This window comes from Bradyrhizobium sp. CCBAU 11361 (assembly GCF_028128935.1).
GTDB lineage: Bacteria > Pseudomonadota > Alphaproteobacteria > Rhizobiales > Xanthobacteraceae > Bradyrhizobium > Bradyrhizobium niftali.
On record NZ_LBJZ01000194.1, the window covers coordinates 29,007 to 44,489 of the forward strand.

The 15,483-nt window shown below is 66.1% G+C and carries 18 protein-coding genes and 1 tRNA gene; 8 read left to right on the forward strand and 11 right to left on the reverse strand.

Features of this window, described 5'->3' with window-relative positions; all coding sequences use genetic code 11:
• Window positions 1–114 precede the first annotated feature (114 nt).
• The 3 genes from XI08_RS34300 to XI08_RS34310 are packed head-to-tail and all read right to left on the reverse strand — an operon-like array spanning window position 115 to window position 1,507.
• Window positions 115–492, reverse strand: coding sequence for a TIGR02301 family protein (locus XI08_RS34300; RefSeq protein WP_011085347.1), 378 nt, complete (start codon window positions 490–492; stop codon window positions 115–117).
• 45 nt (window positions 493–537) lie between these two features.
• On the reverse strand, window positions 538–972 hold the full coding sequence (locus XI08_RS34305; RefSeq protein WP_271577805.1) for an NUDIX hydrolase: 435 nt from the start codon (window positions 970–972) through the stop codon (window positions 538–540).
• 34 nt (window positions 973–1,006) lie between these two features.
• Complete coding sequence (locus XI08_RS34310) at window positions 1,007–1,507, reverse strand: hypothetical protein (protein ID WP_027543584.1); 501 nt, start codon at window positions 1,505–1,507, stop codon at window positions 1,007–1,009.
• Window positions 1,508–1,570: 63 nt separating this feature from the next.
• Here XI08_RS34310 and XI08_RS34315 point away from each other — a divergent pair, with 63 nt between their 5' ends.
• On the forward strand, window positions 1,571–2,335 hold the full coding sequence (locus XI08_RS34315) for an SOS response-associated peptidase (RefSeq protein WP_271577806.1): 765 nt from the start codon (window positions 1,571–1,573) through the stop codon (window positions 2,333–2,335).
• Between the two features lie 180 nt (window positions 2,336–2,515).
• Here XI08_RS34315 and XI08_RS34320 read toward each other — a convergent pair whose 3' ends face one another.
• The 6 genes from XI08_RS34320 to XI08_RS34345 all read right to left on the reverse strand — a co-directional run bounded on the left by XI08_RS34320 (window position 2,516) and on the right by XI08_RS34345 (window position 8,524).
• On the reverse strand, window positions 2,516–3,709 hold the full coding sequence (locus XI08_RS34320; protein WP_271577807.1) for a CaiB/BaiF CoA transferase family protein: 1,194 nt from the start codon (window positions 3,707–3,709) through the stop codon (window positions 2,516–2,518).
• A gap of 37 nt (window positions 3,710–3,746) precedes the next feature.
• Window positions 3,747–4,676 (reverse strand): glycine/sarcosine/betaine reductase selenoprotein B family protein, encoded by a 930-nt coding sequence (locus XI08_RS34325; RefSeq protein ID WP_271577808.1) that lies wholly within the window; start codon window positions 4,674–4,676, stop codon window positions 3,747–3,749.
• Between the two features lie 370 nt (window positions 4,677–5,046).
• Complete coding sequence (locus tag XI08_RS34330) at window positions 5,047–5,628, reverse strand: NUDIX domain-containing protein (protein WP_027543580.1); 582 nt, start codon at window positions 5,626–5,628, stop codon at window positions 5,047–5,049.
• A gap of 20 nt (window positions 5,629–5,648) precedes the next feature.
• Window positions 5,649–6,083: a GNAT family acetyltransferase gene (locus XI08_RS34335; protein WP_271577968.1), complete on the reverse strand. Its 435-nt coding sequence runs from the start codon at window positions 6,081–6,083 to the stop codon at window positions 5,649–5,651.
• 2 nt (window positions 6,084–6,085) lie between these two features.
• Window positions 6,086–7,513, reverse strand: a complete 1,428-nt coding sequence (locus tag XI08_RS34340) for an FAD-binding oxidoreductase (protein ID WP_271577809.1) — start codon at window positions 7,511–7,513, stop codon at window positions 6,086–6,088.
• A 21-nt stretch (window positions 7,514–7,534) separates the two neighbouring features.
• A complete protein-coding gene (locus tag XI08_RS34345; RefSeq protein ID WP_271577810.1) occupies window positions 7,535–8,524 on the reverse strand; it encodes an L-threonylcarbamoyladenylate synthase in 990 nt (329 codons plus the stop codon).
• A 68-nt stretch (window positions 8,525–8,592) separates the two neighbouring features.
• Between XI08_RS34345 and XI08_RS34350 the strand changes: the two genes are divergently transcribed.
• Together XI08_RS34350 and XI08_RS34355 are read left to right on the forward strand one after the other, a co-directional pair.
• A tRNA-Pro gene (locus XI08_RS34350) sits at window positions 8,593–8,669 on the forward strand.
• Window positions 8,670–8,975: 306 nt separating this feature from the next.
• Window positions 8,976–9,221 carry a hypothetical protein gene (locus XI08_RS34355; RefSeq protein WP_027547855.1) on the forward strand — a complete coding sequence of 82 codons (246 nt, stop codon included), beginning with the start codon at window positions 8,976–8,978 and terminating at the stop codon, window positions 9,219–9,221.
• 9 nt (window positions 9,222–9,230) lie between these two features.
• Here the strand turns inward: XI08_RS34355 and XI08_RS34360 are convergent, their stop codons facing one another.
• The gene (locus XI08_RS34360) at window positions 9,231–9,557 is read right to left on the reverse strand and encodes a hypothetical protein (RefSeq protein ID WP_271577811.1); all 327 of its coding nucleotides are present in this window, start codon (window positions 9,555–9,557) and stop codon (window positions 9,231–9,233) included.
• 202 nt (window positions 9,558–9,759) lie between these two features.
• Window positions 9,760–9,984 (reverse strand): hypothetical protein, encoded by a 225-nt coding sequence (locus XI08_RS34365; protein WP_027547857.1) that lies wholly within the window; start codon window positions 9,982–9,984, stop codon window positions 9,760–9,762.
• A 249-nt stretch (window positions 9,985–10,233) separates the two neighbouring features.
• Between XI08_RS34365 and XI08_RS34370 the strand changes: the two genes are divergently transcribed.
• The 5 genes from XI08_RS34370 to XI08_RS34390 all read left to right on the forward strand — a co-directional run bounded on the left by XI08_RS34370 (window position 10,234) and on the right by XI08_RS34390 (window position 15,439).
• On the forward strand, window positions 10,234–11,193 hold the full coding sequence (locus tag XI08_RS34370) for an N-carbamoyl-D-amino-acid hydrolase (protein WP_271577812.1): 960 nt from the start codon (window positions 10,234–10,236) through the stop codon (window positions 11,191–11,193).
• Between the two features lie 1,550 nt (window positions 11,194–12,743).
• Entirely contained in the window at window positions 12,744–13,298 is a 555-nt protein-coding gene (locus tag XI08_RS34375; RefSeq protein ID WP_271577813.1) for a TetR/AcrR family transcriptional regulator, read from the forward strand.
• A 51-nt stretch (window positions 13,299–13,349) separates the two neighbouring features.
• On the forward strand, window positions 13,350–14,549 hold the full coding sequence (locus tag XI08_RS34380) for an MFS transporter (RefSeq protein WP_271577814.1): 1,200 nt from the start codon (window positions 13,350–13,352) through the stop codon (window positions 14,547–14,549).
• A 122-nt stretch (window positions 14,550–14,671) separates the two neighbouring features.
• On the forward strand, window positions 14,672–15,091 hold the full coding sequence (locus XI08_RS34385) for a DUF4118 domain-containing protein (protein WP_271577815.1): 420 nt from the start codon (window positions 14,672–14,674) through the stop codon (window positions 15,089–15,091).
• A gap of 138 nt (window positions 15,092–15,229) precedes the next feature.
• The gene (locus XI08_RS34390) at window positions 15,230–15,439 is read left to right on the forward strand and encodes a hypothetical protein (RefSeq protein ID WP_271577816.1); all 210 of its coding nucleotides are present in this window, start codon (window positions 15,230–15,232) and stop codon (window positions 15,437–15,439) included.
• The last annotated feature ends 44 nt before the right edge of the window (window positions 15,440–15,483 follow it).

A 15,483-nucleotide genomic window follows, 5' to 3' on the forward strand; every position in this document is an offset into this window, starting at 1 on the left:
CCGTCATTCGGGGGCGCGTGTGGCGCGAACCCGGAATCCATCGTGCCACCAACTCTGACGCCCGATGGATTCCGGGCTCGCGACTTCGTCGCGCCCCGGAATGACGGAGAGAGTTCAGTTCGCGTAGCGCGCCGTCAGGTCACGCGAGATCTTCGAGCCTTCCTCGATGTAGCGGCGGATCGCGACGGTGGCGGCCGGCGTGCAGCTCCGGTAGGTCTGCTGAAAACCATTATAGCCGCGGTTGAATCCGGCGATCATGCGGGTGCGGCGCTCGCCGGAGGGGGTTTCGGCATCGATCAGCGCCTGCATCTCGCTGCGCCATTTGTTGCCCTCGTTGGACCCGCAGATGCCGCGCAGGTAGTGCAGGCCGCCGAGGATCTCCGCCAGCCGCTGCAAATCGGCGTCAAACGGCGCCGCCACGTCCTGGGCCCTCGTGGGCACGGAGGCGCAGGCGAGAATCAGGGCGAAAATGGCCAGAAATCGCGTGGACATCGGCGGGGTGTATGCCCCCTCAAGGCGGCGGGCGCAAGGCGGGGGTCAGTGTCCGATCAGGCGCGCGGCCGACTGGATGACCTCCTCCAGCCCCCCGGTCAGCTTGAGGTCGCCGAGGCTCGCCAGGGCATCCGGGGCGATCCAGCGGTAGTCGTCGAGCTCGTCGTTCAAAACCGGCTCCCGGGCCGCCCAGCGGGCGGCAAAGGACATGATCAGGTAATGGCCGGCGCCGGCCGTGGCCGGCAGCACCTCGCGCCAGCCGGCAAGGCCGATGATCTCGATCTTAAGCCCGGTTTCCTCATCCACCTCGCGCGCCAGGGCCTGGTGCAGCGATTCGCCGAACTCGACCCGGCCGCCGGGCAGCGAATAGAACCCCTTGGCGGGCGAGCGGGCGCGGCGGGTCAGAAGGACCTTGCCGTCGCGAAAAATCGCCGCGCTGACCGCGATCTGGGGACGCTGGGACTGGACGACTGCGGTCATTTTCTTAAAGGACCTGGTTCTTAAATGATCTGGCTCAGTTCGACATGATGGTGTCGACGTCGGCTTCCGCCCCGCCATTGATGATGCCGCCGCAGGCGGCGATCAGCGGCTTGACCCAGAGGGTGGCCTGCTCGGCCAGGCGGACGCGGGTCGTGTCCTTCTCGACCTCGCGCATGGCCGAGCCGACCGCGGTCAGGATCGAGGTCATGGTGTCGGTGATGTGGTCGAACTGCGCGCGCACGTTGGGATCGGCCTTCTCGTAGGCTTCGATGGCGAGGTCGCGCGCCTTGAAGTTCGACGCCGTGAAATGCTCGGCATAGGACAGTGGCGACCAGGTCAGAAAGTCTTCGGCGCATTCCGGCATGTCCGGCACCATTTCGAGCAGCATCACGGCTTCATTGAAATGGTTGAGATAGTCGGTGGCAAGCCCGGTCCGCGGGTTGATGTTGGCCACGCGCAGCCGTTCGGCCCAGGCCGCAGCCTCGGGGCCCGTCTGTACATGCGCCCGCGCGGGTTGGGAGGCCATTGAGCTCATTCGCCGCAGTGTTAACGTTCGGGGTTAAAAGGACCTGAACGGACCCTATATAGACACCCAAGGATGTGTGGACGCTTCGTCATAACTTCGGCCCCCGCGGCTTTGCGGCAACTGTTCGGCTATGTCGAGCAGCCGAATTTCCCGCCCCGGTACAATGTCGCCCCGACGCAACCGATTCCGGTCGTGCTGGTCGAGAATGGCGCGCGCCATTTCCGCCTGATGCGCTGGGGTCTGCTGCCGGGCTGGGTCAAGGACCCCAAAGGCTTTACGCTCCTGATCAATGCCCGCTCGGAGACGGTGCTGGAGAAGCCCGCCTTCAAACGCGCGATTCGCCGCCGGCGCGGCCTGATCCCGGCCGACGGGTACTACGAATGGAAGGCGGTGGATGGCCGCAAGCAGCCGTTCTTCATCCATCGGGCCGACGGCGCGCCGCTCGGCTTTGCCGCGGTGTTCGAGACCTGGGCCGGGCCGAACGGCGAGGAGCTCGATACGGTCGCGATCGTCACGGCGGCGGCGGGCGAGGACCTCGCCGCGCTGCATGACCGCGTACCCGTCACCATCAGCCCGGGTGATTTCGAGCGCTGGCTCGACATAAGGGGCGACGAGGTCGACGCGATCCTGCCGCTGATGACCGCCCCGCGCACCGGCGAATTCGCCTGGCACCCGGTCTCCACCCGCGTCAACCGCGTCGCCAATGACGACGATCAGCTGCTCTTGCCGATCAGCGCGGAGGAGATCGAGGCGGAGGTGGAGGCGTCGAAGCCGAAGCGCGCGGTGCGGAAGGCGGCGGCCGCGTCATCCGACGACGGGCAGGGGTCGCTGTTTTAGGTGTGGTCGAAATTCGACTGCAGCCTCAAATGCCGCTGTCGTCCCGGCGAAGGCCGGGACCCATACCCACAGGGAGAAGTGTGGCGCGAGATGGTCGTGGGCAATCTTCGCCAAATTGAATTCGGTGGCTATGGGTCCCGGCTTTCGCCGGGACGACAGGGGAGTTTGTAGCTCCAGCCCTCACACAATCTCCCTTGCCCTCAACGCCGCGATCTCCGCCGCATTGAACCCCAGTTCTCCCAGCACCGCATCCGTATCCGCGCCCAGCTCCGGTGCCATCCGGTCCAGCTTGCCGCCGCCATGCGCGAGCTTGAATCCGCTGCCGGCAAAACGCAGGCGGCCGTAGGGCGTATCCAGCTCCTGGATCGCACCGCGCGCCTTGATCTGCGGATGATCGATCACTTCCTCGACCTTCCAGATGCTGGCGCAGGGCGCGCCGGCGTCTTCCAGAATCGTCTCCCATTCGCGCGCCGGCCTTGCCGCGAGCGCCGCCTCGATGATGGCGCGCAGGGCCGGCTCGTTCTCGTTGCGGGCGAACCAGTCGGCAAAGCGCGGATCGGCGAGCGTATCCTCGCGGCCGAGCGCGCTCATCAGCGCGCGGTACTGCTTCTCGTTGTTGACGGCGAGCAGGATGTGGCCGTCGCCGCATTTGAACAAATTCGCCGTGGTCCGGCGGCTCACGGCCTGGTTGCCTGACAGCTGCTGGCGATGGCTCGCGACCGACCAGTCCGCGATCTGTCCTGACAGAAATGCCATCGTCGCCTCCAGCATGGAGACGTCGACGAACTGCCCCTTGCCGGTGCGGTCGCGCTGGTACAGCGCGCTCGACACGCCGAACGCAGCCGTGGCGCCCGAGAGCACGTCGCAGACCGCAAAGCCCGCGCGCGTCGGTCCGGTCTGGGGGTGGCCCGTGATCGCCATGATGCCGGACAGCGCCTGCATCTTGCCGTCATAGCCGGGCCGCAAACGGTCCGGGCCGGTCTGGCCGAAGCCCGAGACGGCGCAATAGATCAGCTTTGGATTGATCGCAGACAGCGCCTCGTAGCCGATGCCGAGCTTGTCCATCACGCCCGGGCGGAAGTTTTCCATGACGACGTCGACCCGGGCGGCAAGCTTCTTCACGATGGCGATCGCATCGGGCTTCTGCAAATCGAGCGTCAGGCTGCGCTTGTTGCCGTTGATGGCCTGGAACGCCGGCGCCAGCCCGCGCTCGGCCCATTCGCGGCTGAGCGGCGTGCGGCGCATGTCCTCGCCCTCGCGCCGCTCGACCTTGATGACGTCGGCACCCAGCAGCGCGAGCTGGTAGCTCGCATGGGGGCCGGCCAGCACTTGCGTGAAATCCAGGATCTTCACGCCCTCGAACGGTCGCGTCACGTCGCTCTCCCTTTTTTGTTTTGGTTGTCGGAGGACGTCAGGCGGCGCGGTTGCCGCGCGCGATCTCCTTCTGCTTGTCGAATTCGGCGCGGCGGCGCGCCAGCTCTTCCGGCGAGAGCTGCGCGACATTGTTGTAGTCGAGCTTCCAGGAAGCGTCCTCGCTCCAGCGCAGCGGCGACTGCATCGTCGTCTGCGGGCCGCTCGCGGTCTCGAGCAGCCGAAGCGCCAGCTCGAGCGTCTGCGCCTGCGAGGTGACGTCGTGCGGCTTGCCGGCGGAATTGCCGAGCGGGAAGTCGGAGAACAGGAAGCGCGGCACGGCGGCGTGCTCGATGATGTCCTTGGCGCAGCCCATGATCGCGGTCGGAATGCCGTTCCGCTCCAGGTGCCGCGCCACTAGCGCGGTGGTCTGGTGGCAGACCGGGCAGTTCGGCACCAGCACCGCGGCATCGACCTTGTCGGCAAGACAGCGCGCCAGAATCTCCGGCGCGTCGGTGTCGAGGGTGACGCGATGGCTGCGATTGGTCGGCGCGCCGAAGAAGCGCGGAGCCACCTCGCCGATCCGGCCCGCGGCCGATGCCTTCAGGAGCTGCGGCAGCGGAAACCAGGTGCCGCTGTCGGTCGCCGAGGTGTGCTTGCGGTCGTAGCCGATATGCGAGATGCGCAAATCGTGCTGCTCGGCGGTGTCGCCGTCGTAGACCTGGTAGAATTTCGCGCTGCCGTTATACGCTGCGCCCGGCCCCTGGTCGCCCTTGGTCGGATCGAACGGCGCAGCCGTGGTGATGATGGTGACCCGCGATTGCGAAAGCTGCTTCTTCAGCGGCTGGAACGGCGCCTCGGTGTGATGCGCCCAGCGGTACGGCGTGGTGTAGCCGATTGCGGCGTAATAGTCCCGGGTGCGCTGCATATAGGGGACGGCAGAGTCATAGTCGGGCGCAAAGCCGAATTCGTCGTCGCGCGAAGCGGACATGGGCGCGTCTCCTGGTTCTTGGTTGGGGCCAGACTAGAGATAGTCGGCGGTGAGCTCAACGGGGGAGGGGCGGCGCAGGGCAGAATTGCTTGCCGCGATGGCTCGCCGCGCGGCAGGTGCGCTCCCTCGCCCCGCTCTTGTCCGCCGAAGCCTTGGCGAAGGCGGATGCGGGGGCGCGACGAGCTTCGCTCGCGCTGAGAGGGTTGGGGTGAGGGGGAGCCTCCGCGAGGACGGCAACAGTGAGACTCGCGGAGGCTCCCCCTCACCCGATCGCTTCGCGCATAGCCGAAGCTCTGCTTCGGCGTTTCTAAAAACGGCCGCCTAGGCGGCCTATGCTCTCCCCGCAAGCGGGGCGAGGTGAAGAAATCACCTAGCGAAAAATATGCAGCGCCGCATATTGCAGCAGCATGATCGCCTTGGCGTCGATGATCCGTCCGTCCGCGATCATCGCCAGCGCCTCGTCGATGGAAAGCTCCAGCACCTCGATGTCCTCGCCCTCATGCTCGAGGCCCCCGCCGTCGCTGACGCGCATCTCCGGCTCGTATTCGGCGACGAAGAAATGCAGTTTTTCGGTGATGGCGCCCGGGCTCATGAAGGCCTCGAACACCTTGTGGACGTGGTGCAGGCGATACCCGGTTTCCTCCTCGGCCTCGGCGCGAATGCGCACCTCGGGAGAGGCATCGTCGAGCACCCCGGCGGCCGCCTCGATCAGGAGATCGTCGTAGCCGCGGATGAACGCCGGCAGGCGGAACTGGCGCACCAGGATTACCGTGCGCCGTGCGCGATTATAGGGCAGCACGGCGGCGGCGTTGTCGCGTTCATAGGTTTCCCGGTGCTGCGTCTGCCACTCGCCATTGGCGCGCCGGTATTCGAACGTCGTGTTCTTCAGGATGGTCCAGTTGTCGGAGAGCACGCGGACGTCCTTGATGCGGACGCGGTCGGAAATGGTCATTGCTGTTTTCCGGGTGAGAACTAACGGGGCTGCTCGCGGCCGTCGAGCCACTTCTGGAACATCACCGAGGTGGATTCCTCGAAGCCCAGCGATTGGTAGAACGCATTGGCCTGCGCGTTCTCGCGGCGGACCAGGAGCTGGAGCTTGGCGATGCCTGCCTGGCGCAGCCAGTCCTCGGCCGCGGCCATGATCACCCGGCCATGGCCGCGTTTGCGGCCATCAGGATCGACGGCGACGTAATAGACCCAGCCGCGGTGGCCGTCATGGCCGACCATGACGGTGGCGACGATCGCGCTGCCATCGCGGCCGACCAGCACGGTCGAGTTGTCGCGCCGCCGCGCCAGAGCGATGTCGGCATGCGGGTCGTTCCAGGGCCGCGTCAGGCCGCAGCGCTGCCACAGCGCGACCACCGGCTCGACATCGGCGTCGCTGATCGCATCGATCGTGAGGGACATGCTCACAGTACCTTCCCCGGATTCATGATGCCGAGCGGATCGAGCATCGCCTTGATCGACCGCATCAGCTCGATCGCGGTCTTGTCCTTCACCTCGGGCAGTTCGTCACGCTTGAGCACGCCGATGCCGTGCTCGGCGGAGATCGAGCCGCCCATGCGCAGCACGATCTCGAACACCACCGCATTCATCTCGTGCCAGCGCGCCAGGTAATCCGCGGTGTTGGCGCCGATGGGCTCGCTGACATTGTAGTGCAGATTGCCGTCGCCGAGATGGCCGAACGGCACCGGCCGCGCGCCGGGGATCAGCCTGACGACCGCGGCATTGGCTTCGTCGATGAAGGCGGGCACGGCGGCGACGGGAACGGAGATGTCATGCTTGATCGAGCCGCCCTCCGGCTTCTGCGCCGACGACATCTCCTCGCGCAGCTTCCAGAAGCCGTTGCGCTGGGTGAGGTTGGCCGCGATCACGGCGTCGTCGACGATCTCGTCTTCCATGGCGCGGGTCAGGATCGCCTCCAGCGGCGTGCGGGCATCCTCGCTGGCTGCGGACAATTCCATCAGCACGTACCAGGGATGCTTTGCTTCCAGCGGATCGCGCACGTCGATGCCGTGCCGGACCGAGAAGTCGACCGCCATCTCCGACAGCAGCTCGAAGCTCGTCAGCGCGTTGGCGGCTTCGCCCTGCGCGATCGTCAGCAGCTTGAGCGCCGCGGCCGGCGACTTCAGCCCGACGAACGCCGTCTCGACCGCCCGCGGCTTGGGGAAGAGCTTCAGCGTCGCCGCCGTGATGATGCCGAGCGTGCCTTCGGCGCCGATGAAGAGGTTGTGCAGATTGTAGCCGGTGTTGTCCTTCTTGAGCTTCGACAGCACGTTGAGCACGCGCCCGTCGGCGAGCACGACTTCCAGCCCCAGCGCCATCTCGCGCGCGACGCCATAGGCGAGCGCGGCGGTGCCGCCGGCATTGGTCGAGAGATTGCCGCCGATGGTGCAGCTGCCTTCCGCGCCGAGCGAGAGCGGAAACAGTCGGTCCACGTCGGCGGCCTTCTGCTGCGCGATTTGCAGCACCACGCCGGCCTCGCAGGTCATGGTGTTGGAGGCGGTGTCGACCTCGCGGATCTTGTCCAGCCGCCGCAGCGACACCACCACCTCGCCATTGTGCGGGGTCTGGCCGCCGACGAGGCCGGTATTGCCGCCCTGCGGCACCAGCGCGATTCTGTGCGCGGAAGCGAGCTTGCAGATTTCGGCGACCTCCGCGGTCGAGCCCGGCCGCAGCACCAGCGGCGAGCGTCCGTGGAACAGGTTGCGCTCCTCGGTGACGTAAGCCTCGATGTCGGCCGCGTCCGTGATCGCGTGGCGGTCGCCGACGATCTTGCGGAATTGTTCGATCAGCTCGGGCGCAAGCGGAGGAGTGGTAGATTTATTGATGTTCATTGTCTCGTCTCTACTTCGCTCTTATCTCGCCACCGCAGCCCGGCGCAGCCGGTCGTTGATCGCTTCGCCAAGTTCTTCCTCGGGGATCGTCATCACCGCGATCGCTCGTGGGCCCTTCGCATCGAGGGTGCGAAGATAGCCGAACAGGTTGGCGGCGGCTTCATCGAGATCACCGGTGGGCGACAAATTCATGACGGCCGTAGCAGCGTCAACGCCGGGCAGCCGCGCGGGGCCAAACGCCAGCAGCGCTTCGCCCGGCGCAACGTCCTGCGCGCGGAGCCGCACATTGGCGCGCGGCGCGTAATGCGAGGCCAGCATGCCCGGCGCCAGCGGCTGGCTGTCGTCGCTCTCGGCCTCCGCCGGCGGCCGCGCCAGGGCTGCGCCGAGCACGGCCTCGATCCGCTCGCGCGACAGTCCGCCGGGCCGGAGCAGCATCGGCGCGTCGAAGCAGCCGACAATGGTGGATTCGACGCCGACCGCGACCGGTCCGCCATCGACGATCAGGTCGATTCGCCCCGCAAGGTCGCTCTCGACATGGGCGGCCAGCGTCGGCGAGACGTGCCCGGAGATGTTCGCCGACGGTGCCACCACGGCGCCGCCAAAGGCACGCAGGATCGCCTGCGCCACCGGGTGGGCGGGAATGCGGATCGCGACCGTGTCGAGCCCGGCGGTGGCAAGATCGGCCACCGGGCAGCCGTCCGTCTTCGGCACCACCAGCGTCAGCGGCCCCGGCCAGAACGCCTGCGCCAGCTCTAGGGCGCGCGCGTCGAACCGCCCGATGGCCTGCGCAGCGGCAATGTCCGCGACATGGGCGATCAGCGGATTGAAGGCCGGCCGCCCCTTGGCGGCATAGAGATGGGCGATCGCGGTGGCATTGGCGGCGTCCGCGCCGAGCCCGTAGACCGTCTCGGTCGGAAACGCGACCAGCCCGCCGGCCGCCAGCGTCCGGGCGGCGGCCCCTGCGGCGGCATCGCCCGCCGGTAGAATCAGCGTTTCAAGACCCGTTTTCACAGGGATAAAATTCCTCAACTCGGCCGCTTGCGGTGCGCCAAACCCAACGCTATAAGCCGGCCTCTTGTCGGAGTGTGGCTCAGCCCGGTAGAGCACTGCGTTCGGGACGCAGGGGTCGCAGGTTCGAATCCTGCCACTCCGACCATTCTTCCAAAAGTCGACGTTTTCCAGAGGCTTGGCGGACCGGCCGCCGGCGCCTCGGGAGCGCCTTTTTGCAACGATTTTCAGGGCGGGTCCACGGCCGATTTCGCCCAGGCAGGGACGTCTGTGCGCGTGGCATGGCTCCCGCGACCGATGCGCCTTGGCCATGCCGATTGCGATCGCCCCTGTGCAGGCCGCGCGATCGTCCAGGTTGGCGCATCTGACCCGCCTGCAGCCCTGGCACTCCGTTTGCTCAGTCAGGACCAAACACAGCCCCTAGCGGAGGGACTGTTTCAGGTTGAGGCAAACAATGACAGAAGTGTCCCGTTTCGGCTCCACTGGAGAGCTTCGGCTTAGCGCGCTGATCGCGGATCTGTGGTGGCGCGTTCAGCTCATGAATTCCGACATCCTCGAGGAAGAGGCCAAGGCCGGGGTGTTCGACAGGCAGCACCCGTCCTATCCGTTGCTCGCGGCAACCCTTCGGGTACGACGTGACAATCTCGTGTCGACGATAAATGCACTGGAGGAGCGCGCGAAATCGGCGCGCGCCGCTTGAGGCGCGGCACTACCGCCGCGCCACCAGCACGCCTACCAGGAACGCCACCATCAGCGCCGGCAGCGGCGCCTCGCGCACCATGCTGCGGACGATCTCCGACCAGTGCTGCTCCGGCACCAGCCTTGGCGACCTGACTTCCGCCATCGGCGTCATGCCCCAATCCGACGCGAGGTCGGCGATCTCGCTCGCGGCCAAACGCGAGCCGTCGCGGACGCGGAAGATGGCGGTCTCCGATCGCGCGCGTGGCGCCAGCGCCATCAGCGTCGCGATCGCCGTGCGCAACGTCATCTCGCCAAAACCTTGCAGCCTCACCGACTCCTCGGGGTCGGATGTCATGCGAAATCCCTCACAGCGCGAAGTGGTGCGCGATGGTGAATGCCGCCGTCGCGCACAGGACCAGCGTGGAAACCGCGCCGGCCACGCCGCGCGCGAGATGGGCCCGCGTCAGGTGCCTGGTCATGATTTGCTCCATGCTCTGATGGAAATGGCGGCGGCGGAGGTTGGTTCCCGACGCAACGCCGAATCGCCGCCGTCCCGCCTACTTCCGCAGCAGCTCGCTCAGCGCCGCCGTCGCCTCGGCACAGCGGATGTCGTCGATCTCGCGCGACAGGCTGAGTGCGCTTGATCTGAGCTCTTCGACCTTCCAGTTCTCAGGATGCTGGCTTTCGAGCTGGCTGAGACGCTTGTTCAGATCGTCCAGTCGCGATTGAAGCTGCCCGATGCTGGCGGCCCCGTTCACTTTCCAAACGCGTTGTGCACGCATCGTAGTTCCCCTGTAGTCTCACGGCGTTGTGAGCGGGGTTCGTGGCCGCAATGGGAGTTTCTCTTGTCCGGCTTCAGACCGTGGGGAACCGTTGCATATCGGCAACGATGGTTCCCCGACTGGATGTGCAAGCCGGCTCGCCCTTGCGCGACGAGCGCCATAGGTGCGGAATCTGCATGTCGGCGGTCGCGACGGCGCGCCGCGCGATAACGCGCGGCGACGCCGGTCGAGGAAGCGAAGGAAAAACGCGTGGCGAGATTTGTGAATGTTGCGGCCGGCCAGCTTGGCCCGATTGCTCGAGCGGAGACGAGGACCGAGGTCGTGGCGCGGCTGATGGCGTTGATGCGCCAGGCGAAGGCTTGCGGCTGCGACCTGATCGTCTATCCCGAGCTCGCGCTGACCACGTTCTTTCCGCGCTGGTATTTCGAGGACCAGGCGGAGATCGACGCCTTCTTCGAGCGCGAGATGCCGGGGGCGCAGACGCGAGCGCTGTTCGACCTCGCGCGCGACATCGGCATCGGGCTTTACCTCGGCTATGCCGAGCTGACGGTCGAGACCGGCGTCACCAGGCGCTACAATACCTCCATCCTGGTGGACAAGAGCGGTGCGATCGTCGCGAAATACCGCAAGGTCCATTTGCCCGGCCATGCCGAGCATGAGCCATGGCGCGAATTTCAGCATCTGGAAAAGCGTTACTTCGAGCCCGGCAGCGGTTTTGGCGTGACCAATGCCTTCGGTGGCGTGATGGGAATGGCGATCTGCAACGACCGCCGCTGGAGCGAGACCTATCGCGTGATGGGCCTCCAGGGCGTCGAGATGGTGATGATCGGCTACAACACGCCGGTGCACAATCCGCCCGCGCCCGAGCACGACGATCTCTCGCTGTTCCACAATCACCTGGTGATGCAGGCCGGCGCCTACCAGAACGGCACTTTCGTGGTCGGCGTCGCCAAGGCCGGCATCGAGGAGGGCGTCGACCACATCGGCGGCAGCTGCATCATCGCGCCTTCGGGCGAGATCGTCGCGGCGTGCACCACCAAGGGCGACGAGATCGCGCTGGCGCGCTGCGACCTCGATCTCTGCAACTCCTACAAGCGCACCACCTTCAATTTCGACGTCCACCGCCAGCCCCGCGCCTACGGGATGATCGTCGAACGCAAGGGCGTGACCACGATGGCGGATGGGACACAAGTGCCGACGAAGGGGTGATGCTTCCGCCCATTGTCTTGCGTTTCCGTCTCTCCAGCGTCGTCCTGGCGAAAGCCAGGACCCATTACCACAGGGAGAGGTTTGGCGAAGACTGGTTGGGCGGGACTAATACTGCCTTAAATCGATAGACCTCGCGGTATGGGTCCTGGCTTTCGCCAGGACGACGGCTGACGCGAAAGCCCATTCCCAAATGCCCACAGCCCAGTCGCCCGACGGGCAAAACACTTGGCGAACCTGTCAACCCGCCCGCGCAAAAATATTCCACTTTACCGAAATTCGGATTTGTCGTATGTGTCGCCCATCCCGGCTCATCCTTGAGGGGCGATCATGTGGTCGTCATTTTCGCGAGCCGGGCTTTGCGGTGGACGCGGCAGCGTCGGGCGCGAGAGTTGCGGGCAGGGCGGATTGCTCTCCGTGAGCCCAAGACTTCGTGCGGACGAACGGCGCTGACAGGTTCGTCTCGCCTGTAAGTTTCCGGCTCAGTCGACAGGGCTGGGAAGACTGCGGCGAAATGGCGGGCCGTGCGTACGGCAAAACCGTGTGGTCCTGACCGTCGTTGCTACGGTCAAGCTCTTGCGGAGGCGGCAGTCGCGTCAACCGGCGCGATGCCGGTGAATTCCGCGAAGGCGAGGGAGGCCAGAACGAACTCGGCTCCCGGGAGAGCACGGCATAAGCCGTCCAACCATTGCGCAGGGAAGGCCGAGTGATTGGCCACACCTGTATGCTGCTGTGCGGTTTCTTCTGCGTGTGCTTTTCGCGCAGCAGACCGCGGGTGCCGGCCGGCACCCGGCCTTCCCTGCGCCCTCTTGGTCTAGAGGGCGAAGAGATCAAGCAAAGCTCGGGCGAAATCCGCCGCGAGATCGCGAAGGCGTGTCTGCGACTACACCCTCGCTGTCATCGCCCGCCTTGTGCGCACTTGCGCACTGGGGCGGGCGATCCAGTACTCCGAGACAGTTGTGGTTCAGCCGATAGGTCGCGGCGTACTGGATCCCCCGCCTTCGCGGGGAATGACAGTGTCATCTGGAGAACCAGCCCATACCTCATCCTCCGTCATTGCGAGCGCAGCGAAGCAATCCAGAATCCCTCCGCGGGGACAGTCTGGATTGCTTCGCTGTGCTCGCAATGACGGTGTGGAGACAGTTCGCCCCACACTCGGCGTCATCGCCCGGCTTGACCGGGCGATCCAGTACGCCGAGACGGCGGTGATTGAATCGAGAAGCTGCGGCGTACTGGATTCCCCGCCTGCCGCCTACGCTAAGGCTTCGGCGCCCCTGAACCTCAACCCCGGCGAAGCCTTGGCGTAGCCGGGTCGCGGGGAATGACAGTTGTATTTGGAGGACGAAATCGATGCCTCATACGCCGTCGTTGCGACAATGAGCGCCACTCCATCACCGTCACCCCCGCGCAACGGCATGCGGCCAGTCTCTTCCCCAATCACAACCAGGTGTCTTGATTAGGAAACAATCATTCCCTATTATCCCGCAATGCAAAAACCCGCACGCCGATCGCAAGCCATAGCTCAGCCGCCCGGCCGTCCCCGGGAGTTTGACATGGACACTGCCCTGGACGGGGCGGTGCGGGTGTTTTGCGAGCGCGGCTATCATGCCACGTCGATCGGAGACCTCACCGCCGCGATGCGGCTTGCCACCGGCAGCGTCTACAAGGCGTTTCGCGACAAGCATGCCGTGTTCCTCGCCGCCTTCGAGCGCTACGCCACGGTGCGCCGGGAGCAGACCCGCGGCGCGGCCGCGCGCGGTGCGAACGGCCGCGAGCGGCTGCGCCATGTGCTGCTGTCCTATGTCGAGCACTCCCAGGGCAGCGAGGGGCGCCGCGGCTGTATCGTGGTCGGCAGCGCGGTCGAGCTCTCCGCGGTCGATCCGGTGGTCCGCGCCCGCGTCAATGCGCAGCTCGCCACCAACGAGAGCTTCATCGCCGGCCTCATTCGCGAGGGCCAGGCGGACGGCTCGATTCCCCGCCATGTCGTGGCCGACGACACCGCGCGGCTGATGATCTGCATCACGCAGGGAATGCGCGTCGTCGGCAAGGCGCGCCTGCCGCTGGACGGGGCGCGCCTCGTCGGCGTCGCGATGAAACTGCTCGCCTGAATTCCTGTCATATTAGGGAACGATCGTTCCCAATCTTTGGAGACCGTGTCGATGACGATGAACGCCACCATCGAGACCGCGCCCGAGCCGGATGCGGTGTCGCAGCGCCTGACCTTCGTGCTTGCCGCGGCCTGTGGCATGGTCGCCGCCAATATCTACTATGCCCAGCCGCTGATCGCCCCGATCAGCGCTGCGCTCGGCCTGTCGCACGCCGCCGCCGGGCTGATCGTCACCATGACGCAGATCGGCTACGGCACCGGGCTGCTCTTCATCGTGCCGCTCGGCGATCTCGTCGAGAACCGTACCCTGATCTGCTCCGTCATCACGCTCGGCGCCGCGGCCCTGCTCGCCGCCGCGTTCGCAACGCACGCGCTGCCGTTCCTGATCGCCGCGCTGTTCATCGGGCTCGGCTCGGTCGCGGTGCAGATCATCATTCCCTATGCGGCGCATCTGGCGCCCGAGGCCATCCGCGGCCGCGTCGTCGGCAACGTCTCGACCGGCCTGATGCTCGGCATCATGCTGGCGCGGCCGGTGTCGAGCTTCGTCACCGCGGCGTCGTCGTGGCATGCGGTGTTCTTCGGCTCCGCCGCGCTGATGATCGTGCTCGCAGCCGTGCTCCGGATGGTGCTGCCGACGCGCAAGCCCGTCGCGCGCATGCATTACGGAACGCTGCTGCTGTCGATGCCGCATCTGGTGCGCACCATGCCGCTGCTCCGGCGCCGCGCGCTCTACCAGGCGAGCCTGTTCGGTTGCTTCACCCTGTTCTGGACGGTCGCGCCACTTCAGCTCGCCTCCGAGTTCGGCTTCTCCCAGCGCGGCATCGCGCTGTTTGCCCTCGCCGGTGTCGCCGGCGTGTTCGCCGCGCCAATCGCGGGACGGCTCGCCGACCACGGCCATAGCCGTATCGCGACGCTGATTGCGATGCTGCTCGCGGCTGCGGGCTTCCTCGTGACCTATGTCGGCGCGGCCGGCTCGATGCTGAATCTCGCCTGCCTGGTGGTGGCCGCGATCGCCATCGATATCGGCGTCCAGGGCAACGTCGTGCTCGGCTTCCGCGCCATCTTCGCGCTCGGGCATGAACACCGCAGCCGCCTCAACGGCCTCTACATGGCGACGTTCTTCGCCGCCGGCGCTGCCGGCTCCGCGATCGGCGCCTGGGCCTTCGCGCAGGGCGGCTGGGCGCTCGCATCGGGAATCGGCCTCGCTCTGCCCGTCGCGGGCCTGCTCTATGCGGCCACCGAGTGGCGGTGAAAATTGTGCGATGCGGCTGTTTACCAAGCGCCCGGGCGTGCGTTTTCCGCCTCGCGATTTTCTTGCCGCTGTAGTACTTTGGTCGCAAGCGGGCCCAGTTAACGGGCGGCAGGGGGAGGCTGATGAGACGTGCGGGGCTGTTTGCCGTACCGCGGGTACGGCCATGGTCGTGGCAGGCGTTTCTGCTGGGATTAGTCGTTGTCGGACTATCGGCGGTGCTTCAGGGCATCTGCGTCGCGCTCGGCGCAAAACTCTATTTCGCGGCATTTCTGCCCAGCCTGTTCGTCCTCGGACTTGTCGCGGGTGCGCCGGCGGCGGCATTCGCCGCGCTGCTCACCGTTCCGCTGGTGTGGTGGGCGTTCATTCCGCCGTTCTTCGAGTTCACCCCGCTATCCAGCGCCAATGCGGATTCCATCAACCTGTTCTGCCTCCTCGCCGTGCTGCTGATCGGCCTTGCCGATCTCTGCCGCGAAACGATGTCGATCATCAGCCGCGGCGGGCTGACGCGTTCGGGCGAGAGCGCGGCAACGAATTCGCAATAAATCGGCGATGCGCGCGCGCCGACGTTGCGCCCGCGCAACAGTCCGGCAACCATTCGCGCGCTTGCCGCGCGCCGCTAACTTTTCGAAAAAGATTTGGCCGCAATTTCTCCCCCGGGAATGACGAGGGAGTTTTCGGACATGAACGGCCAAGTCAACGGGCACGCTATCCTGGAGAACGTGCGCCGCTATCGCGGCATCGCATCGCTCTATCGCCAGACCGCTGCATTCCGCCCGGGCCAGAGCTGGTCGCTGCTGGAGCAGGCGAGGGATTGGGAAGCGCGGGCGCTGTCGGAGCTGGAAGCCTATTTCGCCACGCGCATGGATTACGCCGCTCCGCGGGCGGCCTGATCGTTAACCATCGCCGCAAGGAGATCGGCGGCGAACATCGGCGA

What these genes read in the sequence shown, in the direction of transcription:
- XI08_RS34385 (WP_271577815.1), top strand. Translation starts at nt 14,672, where the DNA reads ATGAGACGTGCGGGGCTGTTTGCCGTACCGCGGGTACGGCCATGGTCG.
- XI08_RS34360 (WP_271577811.1), bottom strand. Translation starts at nt 9,557, where the DNA reads ATGACATCCGACCCCGAGGAGTCGGTGAGGCTGCAAGGTTTTGGCGAG.
- XI08_RS34310 (WP_027543584.1), bottom strand. Translation starts at nt 1,507, where the DNA reads ATGAGCTCAATGGCCTCCCAACCCGCGCGGGCGCATGTACAGACGGGC.
- XI08_RS34300 (WP_011085347.1), bottom strand. Translation starts at nt 492, where the DNA reads ATGTCCACGCGATTTCTGGCCATTTTCGCCCTGATTCTCGCCTGCGCC.
- XI08_RS34380 (WP_271577814.1), top strand. Translation starts at nt 13,350, where the DNA reads ATGACGATGAACGCCACCATCGAGACCGCGCCCGAGCCGGATGCGGTG.
- XI08_RS34355 (WP_027547855.1), top strand. Translation starts at nt 8,976, where the DNA reads ATGACAGAAGTGTCCCGTTTCGGCTCCACTGGAGAGCTTCGGCTTAGC.
- XI08_RS34315 (WP_271577806.1), top strand. Translation starts at nt 1,571, where the DNA reads ATGTGTGGACGCTTCGTCATAACTTCGGCCCCCGCGGCTTTGCGGCAA.
- XI08_RS34365 (WP_027547857.1), bottom strand. Translation starts at nt 9,984, where the DNA reads ATGCGTGCACAACGCGTTTGGAAAGTGAACGGGGCCGCCAGCATCGGG.
- XI08_RS34340 (WP_271577809.1), bottom strand. Translation starts at nt 7,513, where the DNA reads ATGAACATCAATAAATCTACCACTCCTCCGCTTGCGCCCGAGCTGATC.
- XI08_RS34325 (WP_271577808.1), bottom strand. Translation starts at nt 4,676, where the DNA reads ATGTCCGCTTCGCGCGACGACGAATTCGGCTTTGCGCCCGACTATGAC.
- XI08_RS34305 (WP_271577805.1), bottom strand. Translation starts at nt 972, where the DNA reads ATGACCGCAGTCGTCCAGTCCCAGCGTCCCCAGATCGCGGTCAGCGCG.
- XI08_RS34375 (WP_271577813.1), top strand. Translation starts at nt 12,744, where the DNA reads ATGGACACTGCCCTGGACGGGGCGGTGCGGGTGTTTTGCGAGCGCGGC.
- XI08_RS34390 (WP_271577816.1), top strand. Translation starts at nt 15,230, where the DNA reads ATGAACGGCCAAGTCAACGGGCACGCTATCCTGGAGAACGTGCGCCGC.
- XI08_RS34330 (WP_027543580.1), bottom strand. Translation starts at nt 5,628, where the DNA reads ATGACCATTTCCGACCGCGTCCGCATCAAGGACGTCCGCGTGCTCTCC.
- XI08_RS34335 (WP_271577968.1), bottom strand. Translation starts at nt 6,083, where the DNA reads ATGTCCCTCACGATCGATGCGATCAGCGACGCCGATGTCGAGCCGGTG.